The sequence below is a fragment of the Halogranum rubrum genome, from assembly GCF_900114455.1.
Lineage (GTDB): Archaea > Halobacteriota > Halobacteria > Halobacteriales > Haloferacaceae > Halogranum > Halogranum rubrum.
The window spans coordinates 139,528-154,466 of record NZ_FOTC01000008.1; the positions used below are offsets into that span (position 1 = coordinate 139,528).

General features: G+C 64.5%; 19 protein-coding genes. 5 read left to right on the forward strand and 14 right to left on the reverse strand.

Annotated features, from left to right (window positions below):
• Positions 1-33: 33 nt before the first annotated feature.
• Positions 34-1,005, reverse strand: coding sequence for an oxidoreductase (locus BM083_RS20590; protein WP_089872194.1), 972 nt, complete (start codon positions 1,003-1,005; stop codon positions 34-36).
• A 92-nt stretch (positions 1,006-1,097) separates the two neighbouring features.
• Between BM083_RS20590 and BM083_RS20595 the strand changes: the two genes are divergently transcribed.
• Positions 1,098-1,349, forward strand: a complete 252-nt coding sequence (locus BM083_RS20595; protein ID WP_089872196.1) for a hypothetical protein — start codon at positions 1,098-1,100, stop codon at positions 1,347-1,349.
• Positions 1,350-1,537: 188 nt separating this feature from the next.
• Here BM083_RS20595 and BM083_RS20600 read toward each other — a convergent pair whose 3' ends face one another.
• Positions 1,538-1,744 carry a hypothetical protein gene (locus BM083_RS20600; protein WP_089872198.1) on the reverse strand — a complete coding sequence of 69 codons (207 nt, stop codon included), beginning with the start codon at positions 1,742-1,744 and terminating at the stop codon, positions 1,538-1,540.
• A gap of 151 nt (positions 1,745-1,895) precedes the next feature.
• Complete coding sequence (locus BM083_RS20605) at positions 1,896-2,669, reverse strand: competence/damage-inducible protein A (protein ID WP_089872201.1); 774 nt, start codon at positions 2,667-2,669, stop codon at positions 1,896-1,898.
• A 127-nt stretch (positions 2,670-2,796) separates the two neighbouring features.
• Between BM083_RS20605 and BM083_RS20610 the strand changes: the two genes are divergently transcribed.
• Positions 2,797-3,006, forward strand: a complete 210-nt coding sequence (locus BM083_RS20610; RefSeq protein WP_009377803.1) for a hypothetical protein — start codon at positions 2,797-2,799, stop codon at positions 3,004-3,006.
• Between the two features lie 67 nt (positions 3,007-3,073).
• Here the strand turns inward: BM083_RS20610 and BM083_RS23565 are convergent, their stop codons facing one another.
• The 3 genes from BM083_RS23565 to BM083_RS20620 form a co-directional block, all read right to left on the reverse strand.
• Complete coding sequence (locus BM083_RS23565) at positions 3,074-3,247, reverse strand: DUF7563 family protein (RefSeq protein WP_177197728.1); 174 nt, start codon at positions 3,245-3,247, stop codon at positions 3,074-3,076.
• A gap of 106 nt (positions 3,248-3,353) precedes the next feature.
• On the reverse strand, positions 3,354-3,779 hold the full coding sequence (locus BM083_RS20615) for a helix-turn-helix domain-containing protein (protein ID WP_089872203.1): 426 nt from the start codon (positions 3,777-3,779) through the stop codon (positions 3,354-3,356).
• 66 nt (positions 3,780-3,845) lie between these two features.
• Positions 3,846-4,322, reverse strand: coding sequence for a zinc ribbon domain-containing protein (locus tag BM083_RS20620; RefSeq protein WP_089872205.1), 477 nt, complete (start codon positions 4,320-4,322; stop codon positions 3,846-3,848).
• Positions 4,323-4,422: 100 nt separating this feature from the next.
• Here BM083_RS20620 and msrA point away from each other — a divergent pair, with 100 nt between their 5' ends.
• The 3 genes from msrA to BM083_RS20635 all read left to right on the forward strand — a co-directional run bounded on the left by msrA (position 4,423) and on the right by BM083_RS20635 (position 6,848).
• The gene (gene msrA, locus BM083_RS20625) at positions 4,423-4,959 is read left to right on the forward strand and encodes a peptide-methionine (S)-S-oxide reductase MsrA (protein ID WP_089872207.1); all 537 of its coding nucleotides are present in this window, start codon (positions 4,423-4,425) and stop codon (positions 4,957-4,959) included.
• An 81-nt stretch (positions 4,960-5,040) separates the two neighbouring features.
• Positions 5,041-5,808 carry an HTH-type transcriptional regulator GlpR gene (gene glpR / locus BM083_RS20630; RefSeq protein ID WP_089872209.1) on the forward strand — a complete coding sequence of 256 codons (768 nt, stop codon included), beginning with the start codon at positions 5,041-5,043 and terminating at the stop codon, positions 5,806-5,808.
• A gap of 206 nt (positions 5,809-6,014) precedes the next feature.
• Positions 6,015-6,848, forward strand: a complete 834-nt coding sequence (locus BM083_RS20635) for a class 1 fructose-bisphosphatase (RefSeq protein ID WP_089872212.1) — start codon at positions 6,015-6,017, stop codon at positions 6,846-6,848.
• Between the two features lie 52 nt (positions 6,849-6,900).
• On the opposite strand, the gene BM083_RS20640 is transcribed toward BM083_RS20635, so the two are convergent.
• The 8 genes from BM083_RS20640 to BM083_RS20675 all read right to left on the reverse strand — a co-directional run bounded on the left by BM083_RS20640 (position 6,901) and on the right by BM083_RS20675 (position 14,928).
• Complete coding sequence (locus BM083_RS20640) at positions 6,901-7,359, reverse strand: PTS fructose transporter subunit IIB (protein ID WP_009377796.1); 459 nt, start codon at positions 7,357-7,359, stop codon at positions 6,901-6,903.
• The gene (gene ptsP, locus BM083_RS20645; RefSeq protein ID WP_089872214.1) at positions 7,356-9,059 is read right to left on the reverse strand and encodes a phosphoenolpyruvate--protein phosphotransferase; all 1,704 of its coding nucleotides are present in this window, start codon (positions 9,057-9,059) and stop codon (positions 7,356-7,358) included. The genes BM083_RS20640 and ptsP overlap by 4 nt, the downstream gene beginning before the upstream one ends.
• Positions 9,056-9,337, reverse strand: coding sequence for a phosphocarrier protein HPr (gene ptsH1, locus BM083_RS20650; RefSeq protein ID WP_089872216.1), 282 nt, complete (start codon positions 9,335-9,337; stop codon positions 9,056-9,058). The genes ptsP and ptsH1 overlap by 4 nt, the downstream gene beginning before the upstream one ends.
• Positions 9,334-9,810 (reverse strand): PTS sugar transporter subunit IIA, encoded by a 477-nt coding sequence (locus tag BM083_RS20655; protein WP_009377793.1) that lies wholly within the window; start codon positions 9,808-9,810, stop codon positions 9,334-9,336. The genes ptsH1 and BM083_RS20655 overlap by 4 nt, the downstream gene beginning before the upstream one ends.
• A 49-nt stretch (positions 9,811-9,859) precedes the next feature.
• On the reverse strand, positions 9,860-11,023 hold the full coding sequence (locus tag BM083_RS20660; RefSeq protein ID WP_089872218.1) for a PTS fructose transporter subunit IIC: 1,164 nt from the start codon (positions 11,021-11,023) through the stop codon (positions 9,860-9,862).
• A gap of 152 nt (positions 11,024-11,175) precedes the next feature.
• Entirely contained in the window at positions 11,176-12,084 is a 909-nt protein-coding gene (pfkB, locus tag BM083_RS20665; RefSeq protein WP_089872220.1) for a 1-phosphofructokinase, read from the reverse strand.
• Positions 12,085-12,157: 73 nt separating this feature from the next.
• Positions 12,158-12,946 (reverse strand): class I fructose-bisphosphate aldolase, encoded by a 789-nt coding sequence (locus tag BM083_RS20670; protein WP_089872222.1) that lies wholly within the window; start codon positions 12,944-12,946, stop codon positions 12,158-12,160.
• A 167-nt stretch (positions 12,947-13,113) separates the two neighbouring features.
• Entirely contained in the window at positions 13,114-14,928 is a 1,815-nt protein-coding gene (locus BM083_RS20675; protein WP_089872224.1) for a formate/nitrite transporter family protein, read from the reverse strand.
• Positions 14,929-14,939: the final 11 nt, after the last annotated feature.

Genomic DNA, 14,939 nt, shown 5'->3' on the forward strand with positions numbered 1-14,939 from the left:
GGCGGGAGACAGAAATAGTCGGTGTTCTGTGCGTCAGTTCACCACGTGTCCGACGCCCGCCAGCGCGTCGAAATCGTAGTGGACGTCGGTCAGTCCCTCGGAGACGTCCCACAGGTCGTCGGCGAGTTGCATGTCGTAGGATTTGTCGTTCGACGCCACTTTCGTCGGGTAGCCACGCATCTCTCCGAGTCCGTCGGGACCGATGTAGTCGCCACCGCGGACGTCCTCGGCCGTCGCGGCGTAGAGGATGGGAAGTGCGCCCATCGCCGCCGATTGGGCGACGACTTTGTTCGCGACGGCCATGAGTCGCTCCTGAACGTCTGCTCCCTCCATCTCCGGACCGCGGAGTTGGAGGTTCGTCGCGGCGTAGCCCGGATGGGCGGCCACGCTCGTCACGTCGACGTCGGCGACGCTGAGACGGCGGTCGAGTTCGTAGGCGAAGAGGAGATTCGCGAGTTTGCTCTGACCGTACGCACCCCACTTGCTGTAGGAGTGCTGGTGTTGGAGGTCTTCGAAGTCGATGTCGCCCATCCGGTGGGCACCACTGGAGGTGGAGACGACGCGCGTCTCACCCGGCGTCTGGGCGAGTGTTTCGAGTAACTGGCCGGTAAGCGCGAAGTGGCCGAGGTGGTTGACGCCGAACTGGAGTTCGAAGCCGTCTTTCGTCGTCCGATAGGGCGTCGCCATCACGCCAGCGTTGTTACAGAGGACGTGCAGGTCGTCGTAGTCGTCGGTGAAGTCGGTCGCAAAGGAGCGGACAGAAGCGAGGTCCGCGAGGTCGAGTTCCCGCACTTCGAGGGAAGCGTCGGGATGCTCCGTGAGAATCTCTCGACGGGCGTCCTCACCCCGGTCGGTGCTCCGACAGGCGAGGACGACGTGAGCACCCTTGGCCGCGAACGCGCGACTCGCTTCGAGGCCGAGACCGCTGTTTGCCCCGGTGACGACGACGGTCTTTCCCGAACAGTCCGGCATCGCGTCGGCGGTCCACGGTGATTGGCGTGACATGGACCGATTGTAAGGGTCGAAGCCTCTTGGGCGCTCTGGCAGCGGAAGAGAGACCACAAGCGACATCAACGACGACAGACGACACCTCGGCGATGACCACCTCACAATCTCGAACGGTCTCGCCGACGGTTCGACTCCTCGGAACCGGCCTACTCGCCGCTACGGCGCTCCTCGGTGGTGTCTTCGTCGGCGGATGGCTCGCCTTCCAGACACCGTACTGGCGAGCGTTCAAAGCACTCGTCGAGGGGCTTCCGCTCCTCTCGGGACTCCACCTCGGGATACTTCTCTTGCTCGTCGGTATCGTCGGAAAAACGGCACTTCGAACACTGGTTACGGAGCGGTAACGGCTCCCGAACCGGGACCAAGGTTGGGAGCACGGGGCCACGAGTGGGCGGCGGCCAGCAGCGCCAGTCGGTGGCCGATGTTGGTGTCAGACTGCTGCACGGGGCGGGGACGGGACCTTGCGGGGACCTGCCAGTGAGGACCGACTAGGGGCCTGTCAGCGGGGACTCTCTCTCTCCAGACCGCGTCGTTACTGGCCCTCGGAAACCGTCGTCACACCAGTCGTCGACTGGTGAGTCGGTGCGGAGCCCTCCTGAACGACTTCGAGGTAGTAGAGTGCCTCTTGAAGATACGCCTGTTGACGCGCACTGAGCTCGCCGTAGCCTTCGTTTTGAATCGCGTTCTCGAGGTTCGTCGTTGCCTCAGCCAGGTTGTCGCCGATGGTTCGGTTCTCCATCTTGACTCAATCAATCCCGTACACCTTGATAAAATCGAGGCAACCAGGAGGTAAGTGGGGTCGATATTCTCTAAAAAACGAATGTTCCGCATCGCGGGACGTTTGGGGCTAGGTGGTCAGAGTCTCCGGTAGCACGCCGAACGCGTCCGGTCTACGACTCCCCTTTCTCCGCGCCACCGAGACTGTCCGGGTCGTCGGCGACGACGGCGTTGTCACGAAGCCACGTAACGGCTTCCGACAGCGTCGCTTCGTCGGCGGCGGTGAGTTTGATTCGGTTCGGTGTCGACCCACGGGCGGGGTAGCTACCGACGACGACGTCGAAGCGGTCGTGCAGGTCGGCGAACAGTTCGGTCATCGCTCCCTCCGGCGCAGGGGTGTAGAACGTCTGAGTGACGACGTCACCGCCGAAGCGGTCGGCGACGAGTTCGAACATCCCTTTCATCTCGTCGGGCGGGCCAGGAAAGACGTAGACCGACTCGATGGCGCATCCGGGGGAGAGACCGACGGGGTTGAGCAGCGGTTCGGCCCCGGCGGGCGTCGCCGCCCAGTCGTCGACGTCGATGTGGAGGTCAGGGTACTCCTCGACGAGTTCCGGGTTGTTCTCTCGGTAAGCGCGAGCGGTGGCTTCCACGTCTTCGGCGACGTCGTCCTCGACGACGAGTTCGCGGTCGAAGGCGTCGGCGACGGCGGCCATCGTCACGTCGTCGTGTGTACCGCCGAGGCCGCCGATGACGACGACGGCGTCGAAGGCGGCGTGCCACTCGCGAACCGTGTCGGCGATGAGTGCGGCGTCGTCCGGAACGGTGAGCATCCGGGTGACCGCCGCGCCGCGAGCGGTGACCTGCCGGGCGACCCACGAGGCGTTGGTGTTCTCGGTGTCGCCGGCGAGCAGTTCGTCGCCGACGGTGAGAATTGCGACGTCCATCGTTCGTTCGAGTCGGCCCAGGGGCGTAAATCCGTGGCTCGCGGCCGCCCTCACCGATAGCGAGTGAAAGAGTACTGAGTTCCGAGTTACAGAACTGATTAATCCAGTGAAAAGAAATGTAACGTCGATGTCCGAACGCACGCCGCTCACAGAGCTTTCGGCCGTCGAGTACATCGAGCGCCTCCAAGGCGACGCCGAACTCGTCTGTACGGACGACGGCTGTCTGAGCTACCCCCGTCGAATCAGCCCCGACCGCCCCTACTCCGCGCGACTCGCTCTCGAAGACCCGACCTGTTCGGAGTGCGGGAGCGGACTGGCGCTACAGGGTCACTCGTAGGCGACGTGGGGCGATTCTCGGTGGGGTTCGTCACAGTGGACGAGAGAGCGACGCGTCCATCGGGCGGTTACGTCCCCGTCGAACTTCCCGAACTCCCCGACCCCCGCGACTCGCGAACGCTCGTCCCTTCACGGAGCAAGTCACAGTTTGGACAGCAACGGACCGACTCCTGACTCGGGAGCGAGAACACGCGGACGTACTCCTTCGAGACGGCCGACCCGCAGTTCTGACAGGTTGGCATATGTCAGCTACACGCATAGAGAGGGTTGTAGGCTTTTCCCTACTTCGGCGGCGTTCGAGAGACGAACCACGGTCGAAGACTCACAGAACTGCTTGGAACATCGTGCTCAGCGTCCGGCGTCGAACTCGCGCAACAGGCGGCGGACGTGGCCCGTCGAGTAGGAGACGCCGTACTCGCGTTCGATGTGTGCCTGGACGAGTTCCGGCGTCCACGTCTCGTCGTCGTAGCCGTGTGCCGTCGGGTCGGCGCCGAGGTCGGCTTGCAGCGTCTCGCGGGCGTCGTCGGTCAAACGCGGCGGTCGTCCCGGTCGCGGTTCGTCTTCGATGGCGTCCGCTATCGACTGTTCTTCGAACCGGTCGAGCCAGTAGTACAGCGTCGAACGCGGAATACCGTAGCGGTCGGTGAGGTCCGCGACGGAGACGTCGTCTTTGTAGTCGAGTGCGACCATCAACCGCTTGGCCGCCTTCGCACTCTCGACGTCGGTGAGTGCCGTTCGGAGTGCGTCGGCGCTCACGTCGGCGAGTTTGTCCATACTCGTGATTAGAGCGAGAGAGTTTAATGACTTGTGTTCGAGAAAAGAGAACCGGCTCTCGGTGGCTCAGGGCTGGTTGGCGTGTTCGGTCTCCTGGTCGGGCCACTCCAGTTTCGTCGTACACCAGTGACAGAAGTCGAGTTCCGGGTCGACGGGACGGCCACAGACCGGACACTCGATTTCGGCGCTCGGGTCTTCGCCAGCGGCGAGTGCGGCCTGTTGTGCGCGGTACTCGGCGTTCTGGTTGCGGGCGACGAGGTAGGCGTCGACGATACTCAGGAAGCCGACGACGATGATGGGTGCAAGCGCGACGAAGTCGGGTGCAGGAACGCCCGCTGCGCTTCCGGACCCGGAGAGCATCGCTTCCCACCCCGCGTTCAACGCGTCGAGCTCCTCGGCCGGAACGAACATCGACGAACCGATGACCAAGAGAAGCCAGCCAGCGGCCCGCATCCACCGTCGTAGATAGAGGTGGCCGAGACCCACGACGGGGATGGCGAGCGCCACCGCGAGCCACGTTCGTTTCTCTTTCCGTTGGTCCATAGCCACAGTACTGTGACCGACCGTAATCAGTCTTGAGTCTCACCGTTCCGAGACTGCCGCCGCCGGAGAACCTTAGAGCGTCCAACACCAAAGGGTGGTAATGGCAGATACCGAACTCGCGACGGTCGCTGGCGGCTGTTTCTGGTGTATCGAAGCGCCGTTCAAAGAACTGCGCGGCGTCGAGTCCGTCACCTCCGGCTACTGCGGCGGCCACGTCGAGAACCCCTCCTACGAGGCGGTCTGTCGCGAAGAGACGGGCCACGCGGAAGCGGTCCAGATCGAGTACGACCCCGACGAACTCGACTACGAGGACATCCTCGCCGTCTTCTTCACCGTCCACGACCCGACGACCGTCGACCGGCAGGGTCCCGACGTCGGCTCACAGTACCGCTCTGGCGTGTTCTACCACGACGACGAACAGAAAGAGGCCGCCGAGGCGTTCATCGAGGAGTTGGAGGCCGACGGCATCTACGACGACCCCATCGTCACCGAGGTCAGCCCGTTGGAGACGTTCTACGAGGCCGAGGGCTACCACCAGGACTACTTCGAGAAGAACCCCAACTCGACGTACTGTACCGTCAACATCAACCCGAAACTGAGCAAACTCCGCGAGCGGTTCGCCGACAAACTCGCGTGACGGTCTCGCGTCACCGGTCTACCCGGCCACCGTGCGGCGAAAACCCGAATTGCTAACACGGCCCGTTACTTGTTCCCACGTATGCTGCCCCGACAGCGGAAGCGGAAGATCATCGAGATGGTCACGGAGCGAAACGGGCAGTCCGTCGACGAACTCGCCACCGACCTGGACGTCTCCGAGGCGACCATCCGACGCGACTTGCGTCAACTGGCCGACGAGGGACTCGTCGAACGCTCACACGGCGGTGCAGTACCGGTCAAGAGCGTCGGGAACGAACGGCCCTACGGCCAGAAAGAGGTGCAGTTCCTCGAAGAGAAACAGGACATCGCGTCGGCCGCCGTCGAGGAGATTCGACACGGCGAAGTCGTCTTCTTCGACTCGGGGACGACGACGATGGAAGTCGCGAAGAAAGCCCCGTCTGACGACTCGTTCGTCGGCGTCACCAACTCGCCACACATCGCGCTCGAACTCCGGAAACAGGACGGCGACGTGCAACTCACCGGCGGGTCGCTCCGACAGCGGACGCGCGCACTCGTCGGCCCGACGGCCGAGCGGTTCATGGACTCGTCGAACTTCGACCTCGCGTTCGTCGGCACGAACGGTATCGACGCGGACGGCGTGCTCACGACGCCGAAAGCCGAAGAAGCGCGGATGAAGGAGCTGATGATTGCGCGCTCGAAACGCGTCGTCCTCGTGTCGACCGGCGAGAAGTTGGGCGAACAGAGTTTCAAACAGTTCGGGACGCTCGACGACGTGACCGTCTTCATCACCGACGACCGCCTCTCGGACGAGCGCCGACAGTGGTTCGAAGACGCCAACGTCCGCGTCGTCGACGGCGTGACGAACTGACTCGTCCCGGGGTCAGAGGTAGCGACCGAACTGCACGATGGACATTGTTTCTCGGCGAATTGCTCACAACAAATCACACCCAGAATTCATTTGTGCGTCTCTGTCGTGGATACAGTCGAACCAGTGCGCGCTGGACAGAGACCACACACCATGTACGCAGCTACGACTCGATGTGACAGCGTCGGCGACAGCGGAACCGAGGCGTCATGACGGCCGTCGACTCGATACTCACGACCGTCGTCGACGCGACAACCGAGATTCGCGCCGAGTTGGCCACCTACCGAGACAAAGTCGACACCGAGAACCCTACCGGCGACACGCAAGTCGCCGCCGACCAGTGGATAGACGACCTACTGTTCGAGCGGTTCCGTGAACTCGACGCCGTCGGGTCGTTCGTCAGCGAGGAGCGACCGGACGCCATCGACGTCGGCGACGGCTACAGCGTCGCTATCGACCCGCTCGACGGGTCGTCGAACCTCGAACCGAACAGCACGACGGGAACCATCCTCGGCATCTACGACGCCCCGCTCCCGGCGAGCGGCCGCGAGTTGGTCGCCAGCGCGTACGTCCTCTACGGCTCCTACACGACGATGACCGTCGCCCGCGACGACACGGTCGAACGACTCGTCATCCAAGGAGGAGAAGTCGTCGACACTGACCCGGTCAGCATGCCGAGCGACCCCGGAATCTGTGGCGTCGCCGGTCAGACGAGCGACTGGGACGACGCCCTCCGGACGTACGTCGACGAACTCCGCGAGACGTACAAACTCCGCTACAGCGGCGCGATGGTCGCCGACGTCGAACAGCTGTTGACCTACGGCGGCCTCCTCGCGTATCCGCCGGCACCGTCACAGCCTGACGGGATTCTCCGACTGCAGTTCGAGTCGAACCCCATCGCCCACATCGTCGAGGCGGCGGGTGGGCGGTCCTCGGACGGCCACGGCTCCGTCCTCGACTGTGACCCCAAGGAACTCCACCAGTGCGTGCCGACGTACTTCGGGACGCCCGCGCTCGTCGACGAATTAGAGACGAGACTGTAGAGGCATCGAGAAGACGAGGAGGAGACACGGAGGAGACGACAGGGTCGAGGCGTTAGCTAAACAGCCGTTTGAGTCGCGCGAACAGCCCCTTCGAGGGGTCGCCGCCGACCTGTTTCTGGTCGTTCGATTGGGACTGCGACGGCGACTCGCCATCCGTGTCGGCGTCGCTGCCGCCGCTCTGGAGTTCAGTCTCGCCCGTCTCGCCGGACTCGGCGAGTTCTTCGGCTTCGCGGATGAGACTCTCGACGTCGTTGACGGCGTCTTTGACCGTCCCCTTCACGAGCGGTTTGCCCTCGAAGCGGTCGCGGCTGACGGCGGTGTCGGCCGCGATGATGACGGCGTCGGCCTCGGCGATCTCCTCGGACGTGAGTTCGTCTTGGGCACCCATCGCGCCCTGCACCTCGACGGACATGTCGTGGCCCATCTCCTCACCTTTCGTCCGGAGGTTCTCTGCGGCCATCTGGCTGTGTGCGATTCCGGTCGGACAGGATGTGACGGCAACTAGTTTCATTGGTCTTCGATGATGTTCGTCACGTCGCCTCTTGTAACTGCGTTCAGCGCGCGCGCTGCGACGTCGATGGCGCGTTCGTGCTCGAGTGTCGATACGTTCTCCTTCACCGCCGGGATGGTGACGGCGCTCATACTGAGTTCGTCGAGGCCGAGTCCGACGAGCAGTTCGGTCAACTCGGGACTGCCGGCCATCTCACCGCACATACCGATCCACGCGTCGTTGTCGTGGGCGGCCTCGACGCTCCGGGCGATTGCGCGAAGCACCGGCGGGTGGAGCGGGTCGTGGAGGTGCGCCACGTGCTCGTTTTCGCGTGCGGCGGCCATCACGTACTGTGCGAGGTCGTTCGTCCCGATGCTGAGGAAGTCGACGCGGGCGGCGAACTCGTCGGCCATGAACACCGCGCCGGGCGTCTCGACCATCACACCGAGTTCGGGGACGGTGTAGGCGACGCCCTCGTCGTCGAAGTCGGCGGCCACCTCGTCGACGGCGTCGAGTGCGGCTTCGAGTTCGTCGACCGTCGAGACGAGCGGGAACATCACGCTCAGCGTCCCGCCATCTGCGTCCGCGGCCGCTCGCAAGAGCGCGCGTAGTTGTGTCTCGAAGAGGTCGGCGTCGGGGCCGAGCGACCGCCGGATGCCGCGTTCGCCGAGGAACGGGTTCTCCTCTTCCGGCAGGTCGAGGTACGGAATCTGCTTGTCGCCGCCGATGTCGAGCGTCCGGACGACGACGCGTCCCTCGGGGAACGCCTCCAGCGCCTCGACGTAGGTCTCGTACTGCTCTTCTTCACTCGGTGGTTCCTCGCGGTCGAGAAAGAGGAACTCCGTCCGGTAGAGGCCGATACCGTCGGCCCCCTGCTCGACGGCCCCCTCCAGTTCGACGGAGCGGCCGACGTTCGCGGCGACCTCTATCTCGCGGCCGTCGGTCGTCTCCACGCGTTCGTGTGTGACTTCGACGTCCGGGCCGGTGTCGAGGGCGTCGAGTCGCTCTTGTGACGGGTCGACGACGAGTTCACCCGTCTCGCCGTCGACGATGACTGTCGCGCCCTCCTCTATCGATTCGAGGTCCGGGCCGACGCCGACGACGGCGGGCAGTGCGAGCGACCGCGCGAAGATGGCCGCGTGCGACGTCCGGCCGCCGGTGACGGTGGCGAACCCGGCGACGCGGTCGGGGTCGAGTTGCGCCGTGTCGCTCGGCGTCAGGCGTTCGGCGAGGACGACGGCGCCCTCCGGGAGCGCCGAGAGGTCGACTCGCTCGCCGTCGGTGAGGAGGCGAACGAGTCGGTCGCGAACGTCTCGCAGGTCGTCGGCGCGTTCGGCCATCCGACCGTCCATCCCCTCGAACTGCTCGATGGGGCCCGCGAACGCGTCGCGGACGGCGTACTCGGCGGGCGTGCCGTCGTCGATTTCACTGGCGACGCCGTCGTCTATCTGCGGGTCGTCGAGGAACTGGATGTGTGCGTCGAAGACGGACGCCTCCTCTTCGCCGACGCGTTCGGCGGTCTGGTCGCGTTCCGCTTCGAGTTCCTCGCGGGCCTGGTCGCGGGCGTGCTCGAAACGGTCCTGTTCGGCCGAGCGTTCGGCAGGGTCGACCGTCGGCACGTCCTCGGCGTCGTCGAGCGCCGACTCCGGTCGGTACCAGACGACGGTGCCGACGTTCGCGCGAGGCGTCGCGCCGGTTCCCGTGAGCGTCCGTTCGCTCATGCCTCTTCCAGTTCGTCTTCCGGTGTGCTCAGTACCTGTTCGAGTGCGTCGAGCGCCGCCTCGGCGTCGTCGCCCTCGGCGACGAGACGGACTTTCTCGCCGGACCGCGCGCCGATACTCGTGACGGCGATCATGCTCCCGGCGGGGACGAGGTCGTCGGAGTCCGCCCGAGCGATTTCCACCGTCGCGTCGTACTCGCCGGCCGTCTCGACGAACTTCGAGGCAGGACGCGCATGCAGTCCGGCCTCGGGGACGATTTCGACGATTCGCTCGCTCATGCGACTGCCTCCCGGAGCGCCGCCTGAACCGCTGCGGGTGTCTCGGCGGCGTACAGGTCGTCACGAACCTCCTCGTGCATCAGCGCCCGGGAGAGCGAACTGAGAATCGCGAGGTGGTCCTCCGCGCCCTCCTTCGGGACGAGAATCATGAACAGCAGTTTCGCCGGTTCGTCGTCCATCGACCCGAAGTCGACGCCCTCGTCGGAGCGCGTGAAGGCGACCGACGGACGCGAGACGGCGTCCGTCTGGGCGTGGGGGATGCCGATTCCCATGCCGACGCCCGTCGTCGTCTCCTCTTCGCGGGCCAACAGTGCGTCGAGTGCCGCCTCGCGGTCGTCGACTCGGCCGGCGTCGACGAGGAGGTCCAGCAGGTACTCGATACAGGCCGATTTCTCGTTCGGCGGGTCGTCGAGTGCGATATGCGATTCGGGAATCAGGTCGTCGATGTCGTCTTTCTCGATGTTCGTGCTCATTGGTGTGTAGTATGGGTGTGGTCGAACGTGGTCCTTGTGGCTTTCGTCGTCAGTCGTTCGCCTGCGTCGTCGCCGTCGCCGTCGTCGTCGAAGACCCGGCCGTCTCCTCGAAGTCGCTCTTCAGGAGCGTCGCGATGACGGCGGTCACGACGGTTCCGAGCAGGAGACAGGCCAGGAACATCGCCGGTTGGTCCGAGAGGAGGAAGACGAAGATGCCGCCGTGCGGTGCGGGCATCGTGACGCCCAGCGCCATCGACGCAGCGCCACCGATAGCGCTCCCGGCGACGGCGCTCGGGATGACGCGAAGCGGGTCGGCGGCGGCGTACGGAATCGCTCCCTCGGTGATGAAGGAGAGACCGAGCGGGACGGCGCTCTTCGCGTTCTCGTACATCTCGGCCGTGTACTTCTGCGGCGCGATGAAGTTCGAGAGCGCCAGTCCGAGCGGCGGAATCATCCCCGCAATCATCACGGCGGCCATCGGCTGGTAGATCTGTTCGGTGATGAGACCGACGGAGAAGACGTACGCGACTTTGTTCACGGGACCGCCCATGTCGACGGCCATCATCCCGCCGAGGATGGCACCGACGAGCAGCGCCTGCCCGCCCTGCATCCCGCGGAGGAACGAGGTGAGCCCCGCGTTCGCGATGGCGACGGGGACGCCGAGGACGAAGATGACGAACGGTGAGAGAATCAGCATCGTCAACACCGGGATGATGAGCACCGGCATCATCGGCTGGATGAACTCGGGGACGTTTCGCTGTTTGAGCCAGCGAGCGACGTACCCCGCGGCGAGTCCGGCGACGAGTGCGCCGAGATACCCCGCCCCGGCCGACCCGCCTTGCAGGCCGATGACGTCACCGGCGGCTTTCAGGATGTCCCCCTGCTGGATGATGTACGACAGCAGGAAACCGGGTGCCAGTCCCGGTCGGTCGGCGATGGCGTACGCGATATAGGCGCCCAAGATTGGCACCATGAACGTCAGTCCAGCAGTACCGATCTGTGCGAGGAACCAGTCAGGTCGACCGGTCGCCTCGAAGATGGTCTTCGTCGCCTCTGGTCCCCCGAGGAACGACGAGAGTGCGTACCCCAGCGCGAGGAAGATTCCGCCGATGGTAACGAACGGAATCATGAACGACACTCCCGTCATCAGATGTTCTTTGACAGAGGTGAGGTGTGACCGCATCGCCCCCTCCATCGTGTTGTCTCCTGTCATGGCCGTATTCCATCACAATCGTTCATCGTACAGTTCAAAAGTATTTTCGGAACTGATTATTTCGTTTCTTTTTGTTCGGAATATTCACGTGTTTGAAAATCTGGCTGCGTGTTTTCGGTAGTGCACATAACTATTCTGACGTGTTCGAGACGTCAGTGTGCCGTGACACGCATCTCGTCGACGTGGTCGAGGACGTCGTCGAGCGGCGGGACGCTGGTACCGGAGACACTGACGACGCGCGACGCGACGGCGACACCCGCGCGGAGTGCCGACTCGTCGGACCCGCCGCGCTCTCGGTCGGCGAGGACACCAGAGAGAAGTGCATCACCGGCACCGACAGTGTCGACTACGTCGACGTCGAGCGCCGGCGTGTAGAGCACCGCGTCCGGCGTCGCCATGATGGCACCGTCGCCGCCGAGTGAGGTGACGACACGTTCGAAACCACGCTCTTGGAGGCTTCGTGTGGCGGCGAACGCGTCGTCGAGCGACTCGATCTCCTCGCCGAGGGCCGCGGCCAACTCTTCGCGGTTCGGCTTGCAGAGTGCGTACTCCGCGTCGAGTTTTCGGAGAACGTCGCCGCCGACGTCGACGACGGTGTCCCACGACCCGGCGTCTGCGATACGGTCGAGTATCTCCGGGCCGACCCCAGGTGGGAGACTACCCGCGACGACGACGGTCTCCGGTTCGTATCGTTCGATGGTCTCGACGATGGACTCGACGGCCATCTCGTCGACGGTCGGACCGTTCTGGTTGATCTTGAACTCCGACTGCGGCGTGAGCACCGTCGTGTTGAGTCGCGTACAGCCCGATATTTCGACGAAGTCGTTCGGGATGTCGCGAGCCGTCAGTTCCTCTTGCAGGAACCGACCGAGGAAGTCACCGACGTAGCCGGTGGCGACCGTCTCGACGTCGAGCGAGACGAGATACTTCGAGACGTTGATTCCCTTGCCACCCGGGTCGAACTGCGCCGAGTCGGTTCGGGCGACCGTGTCGGGGGTGAGTTCGTCTTCGAGTTGGAGCGTGTGGTCGACTGCGGGGTTGAGTGTGACTGTGAGTATCATCGGTGGATGAGCGCGGGGACGCCCGTCGGAGGCGGCGACTGCTGGTTCGGAATCGATACGTGGCTCATCGTCGTTACGTGTCGAGGGCCTCGGTGGCCGTAGCCTCTTCGAACACGACCTGCTCGAGCGCGTCGAGGATGTACGTCGGGTCGTCGTGTTGCCAAACGTTGCGGCCGACTGCGAGTCCGGCGGCACCGGCGTCCATCGCCGTCTCGACGGTCGAGAGGAACTCGTGGTCGCCGGTCTTCGCTCCGCCGCTGAGGACGACGCGGCAGTCGCCGGCGGCGTCGACGGCCCACTGCATCGCCTCGGCGCTTCTCGGATACTTCACCTTCGCGATGTCTGCACCGAGTTCGAGCGCGATACGGGTCGCGTACGCGATGACCTCGGGTTTGCGGTGGTCTTTGATACCCTGTCCACGCGGGTACGACCACATCGCGACCGGCAGGTCGTGCTCGCGGGCGGTCTCCTGGACGTCGCGAAACTCCTCGGCCATCTCCAGTTCGTGGTTCGAACCGGGGTAGACGGTGAAACCGACGGCGTCGGCGCCGAGTTCCGCGGCGTACTCGACGGACCAGTTGACGGCCGAGTCGGGTTCGCCCATCCAGAGCGACGACCCACCGTTCAGTTTGGCGAGCAGGTTCACGTCGTCCTCGTGGGAGGGGTAGTACGTCTCCGCCAACCCCTTTCCGACGGCGAACCCCGTGACGGCGTCGTGTGTCGCCATCTCGAAGACGGTCTCCGGGTCCAACCGCTCGCGGACGCCCTCGAACTTGGTCGGGCCGTGTTCGAGTCCGTGGTCGTGCGCGAGGATGATGCTCTTCCCGTTCCGTGTGAGTTGGCTGTGAGTCGTTGACAACATCCGTTCACATGTTTGCAGAAGTTGTGCCTAAACAACACCGAACATGATTATTTCCTACTGTTTAAAGAGATAAGAATTATGTAACGAACATTATCTGGTCGAGTCGGGGCGGAAACCGAGCCGAACCGCGGTGGGTGGGCGAGGGGAACGCTGTCGAAACCGACCGGTCACTTGTTCCGGCGGCCGCTGCCGAACAGTCGCTCGCCGAGCGACCGTTCGCTCGGGCGTTCGGCCAGGAACACCGAGCAGTCGAGGTCGTCGACGACGTTCAAGTGGAGGGAGTCGGTGACGAGACGCGAGAGGAGCCCCTGTTCGGTCGCGCCGAGGAGGACGGCCGTGTGGTCGGTGGCTTCGCGCTCGATTGCGGCCTCGACGTCCCCCGACTCGTCGACGAGTTGGGTGGCCTCCGAGAGGTCGTGGTCGGCCGCCCACGCGCGGAGGAACGCCTCTCCCTTCTCGCGCTCGTCGGGACCGTCGACGACGTGCTGGAGCACGACGTCCGACCCGGCCGTCTGTCGAAGCGTCCGTGCGACGTCGGCGCTCAGGTCGGAGTTGGGACCGCCCGCCGTCGGAAGCAGGAGTCGCGAGAAGTCGAGGTCACGGTCCTTGACGACGAGGAAGTCACAGGGAAGTCGGTTGGTCAACTCGGCGATGGGTCGCTCGGCGCGCGCGGAGGCCCACAGCCCGTTCTCGTCCCAGTTCATCAACACGAGGTCGGGGCGGGTGCGGTTCGCGCGGTCGAAGACGTCCTCGAACGAGCGGTGAGTGACGATAGTGGACGTCTCGAACTTGACGTCGTACTGCGCGCCGATTGCGCTGACGTCGGACAGGAGTCGGTTCGACTCGCGGACGATTCGGTCGCGCTGTCCCCGTTCGTCGGTCCCACTGAGGTGGGTGGGTGCTTGGACGACGTGGACGACGTGGACGGTGCCGCGCGCTCGCGCGCTCGCGATCGAACAGGCCATCTCGATCAGTTTCGACTCGGTTCGCGGGTTGGCGATGGGAACCAGAATCCGATACGAGTCGGGGTCTCTGACGAACTCCTCGACAGTGTCGACGAGCGGGACGTACGACCGTCCCGCCAGCCCACCGAGCAGCCACTCGCGGACCGAGAGCCGTCGGACGTTCTCGAAGCGGGCGGTCTTGAGGCGGTCCTCCGTGGTCTGATAGTAGTTGACGACAGTGACCAACAACACGCCCCCGAGCGTGTTGCCGAGCAACACCGGGATGACGAAGTCGGTCATCGCCAACAGGAGACTCAAGTCACCGACGAGCGTCAGATAGACCGCCTCGGTGAACGAGACGACCACGTGAAAGAGGTTGCCCAGCGGAATCACGAGGAACGCCAGATAGACGATGAGCAACCGCGAGACGGTGTCGCTGGCGGCGAAGTTCATCCAGACGACGCCGGCGACGACGAGCCCCGCGTACGCCCCCTTGAAGAAGAGCTCCCAGCGGGAGGTCTCGTAGACCCCTTCGACGGCGAATTCGGCGGCTACCGCCGCCGCTTCGGGCGAGAGGACGCCCCCGTACGCGAGGACGACGGCGCCGATGGCTCCCCCGAGGAAGTTTCCGGCGAGGACGACCGCCCAGTGGCGGAGCAACGCCGGAACGGACGCCAACCGTTCGAGCGTCAACGCGACCGGTGGAAGCGTGTTCTCGGTGTAGAGTTGGTAGCCACCGATGATGATGTAGATGAACCCGATGGGGTACAGCAACGTCGCGACGATACTGCTGTCCGTCTTCGTGTACATCGACGCGTACACCACCAGCGTAACCGTGATGGCGAGACCACCGGCGAGCGCGCTGAAGAACAGTTCGCGCGTCCCGGACGTAATCTCGTGGTCGGCGTCGGCGACGATTCGGTGGAACACCTCGTCCGAAGAGAACCGGTCGGGCACGACCTCGCCCGAGGCGGGCACGTCGTGGTCGGCGTGCGACGAACCGTCCTCGGCGGGCGGCGGAGTGTTCGAACTAGCCATTGTCGAATCAA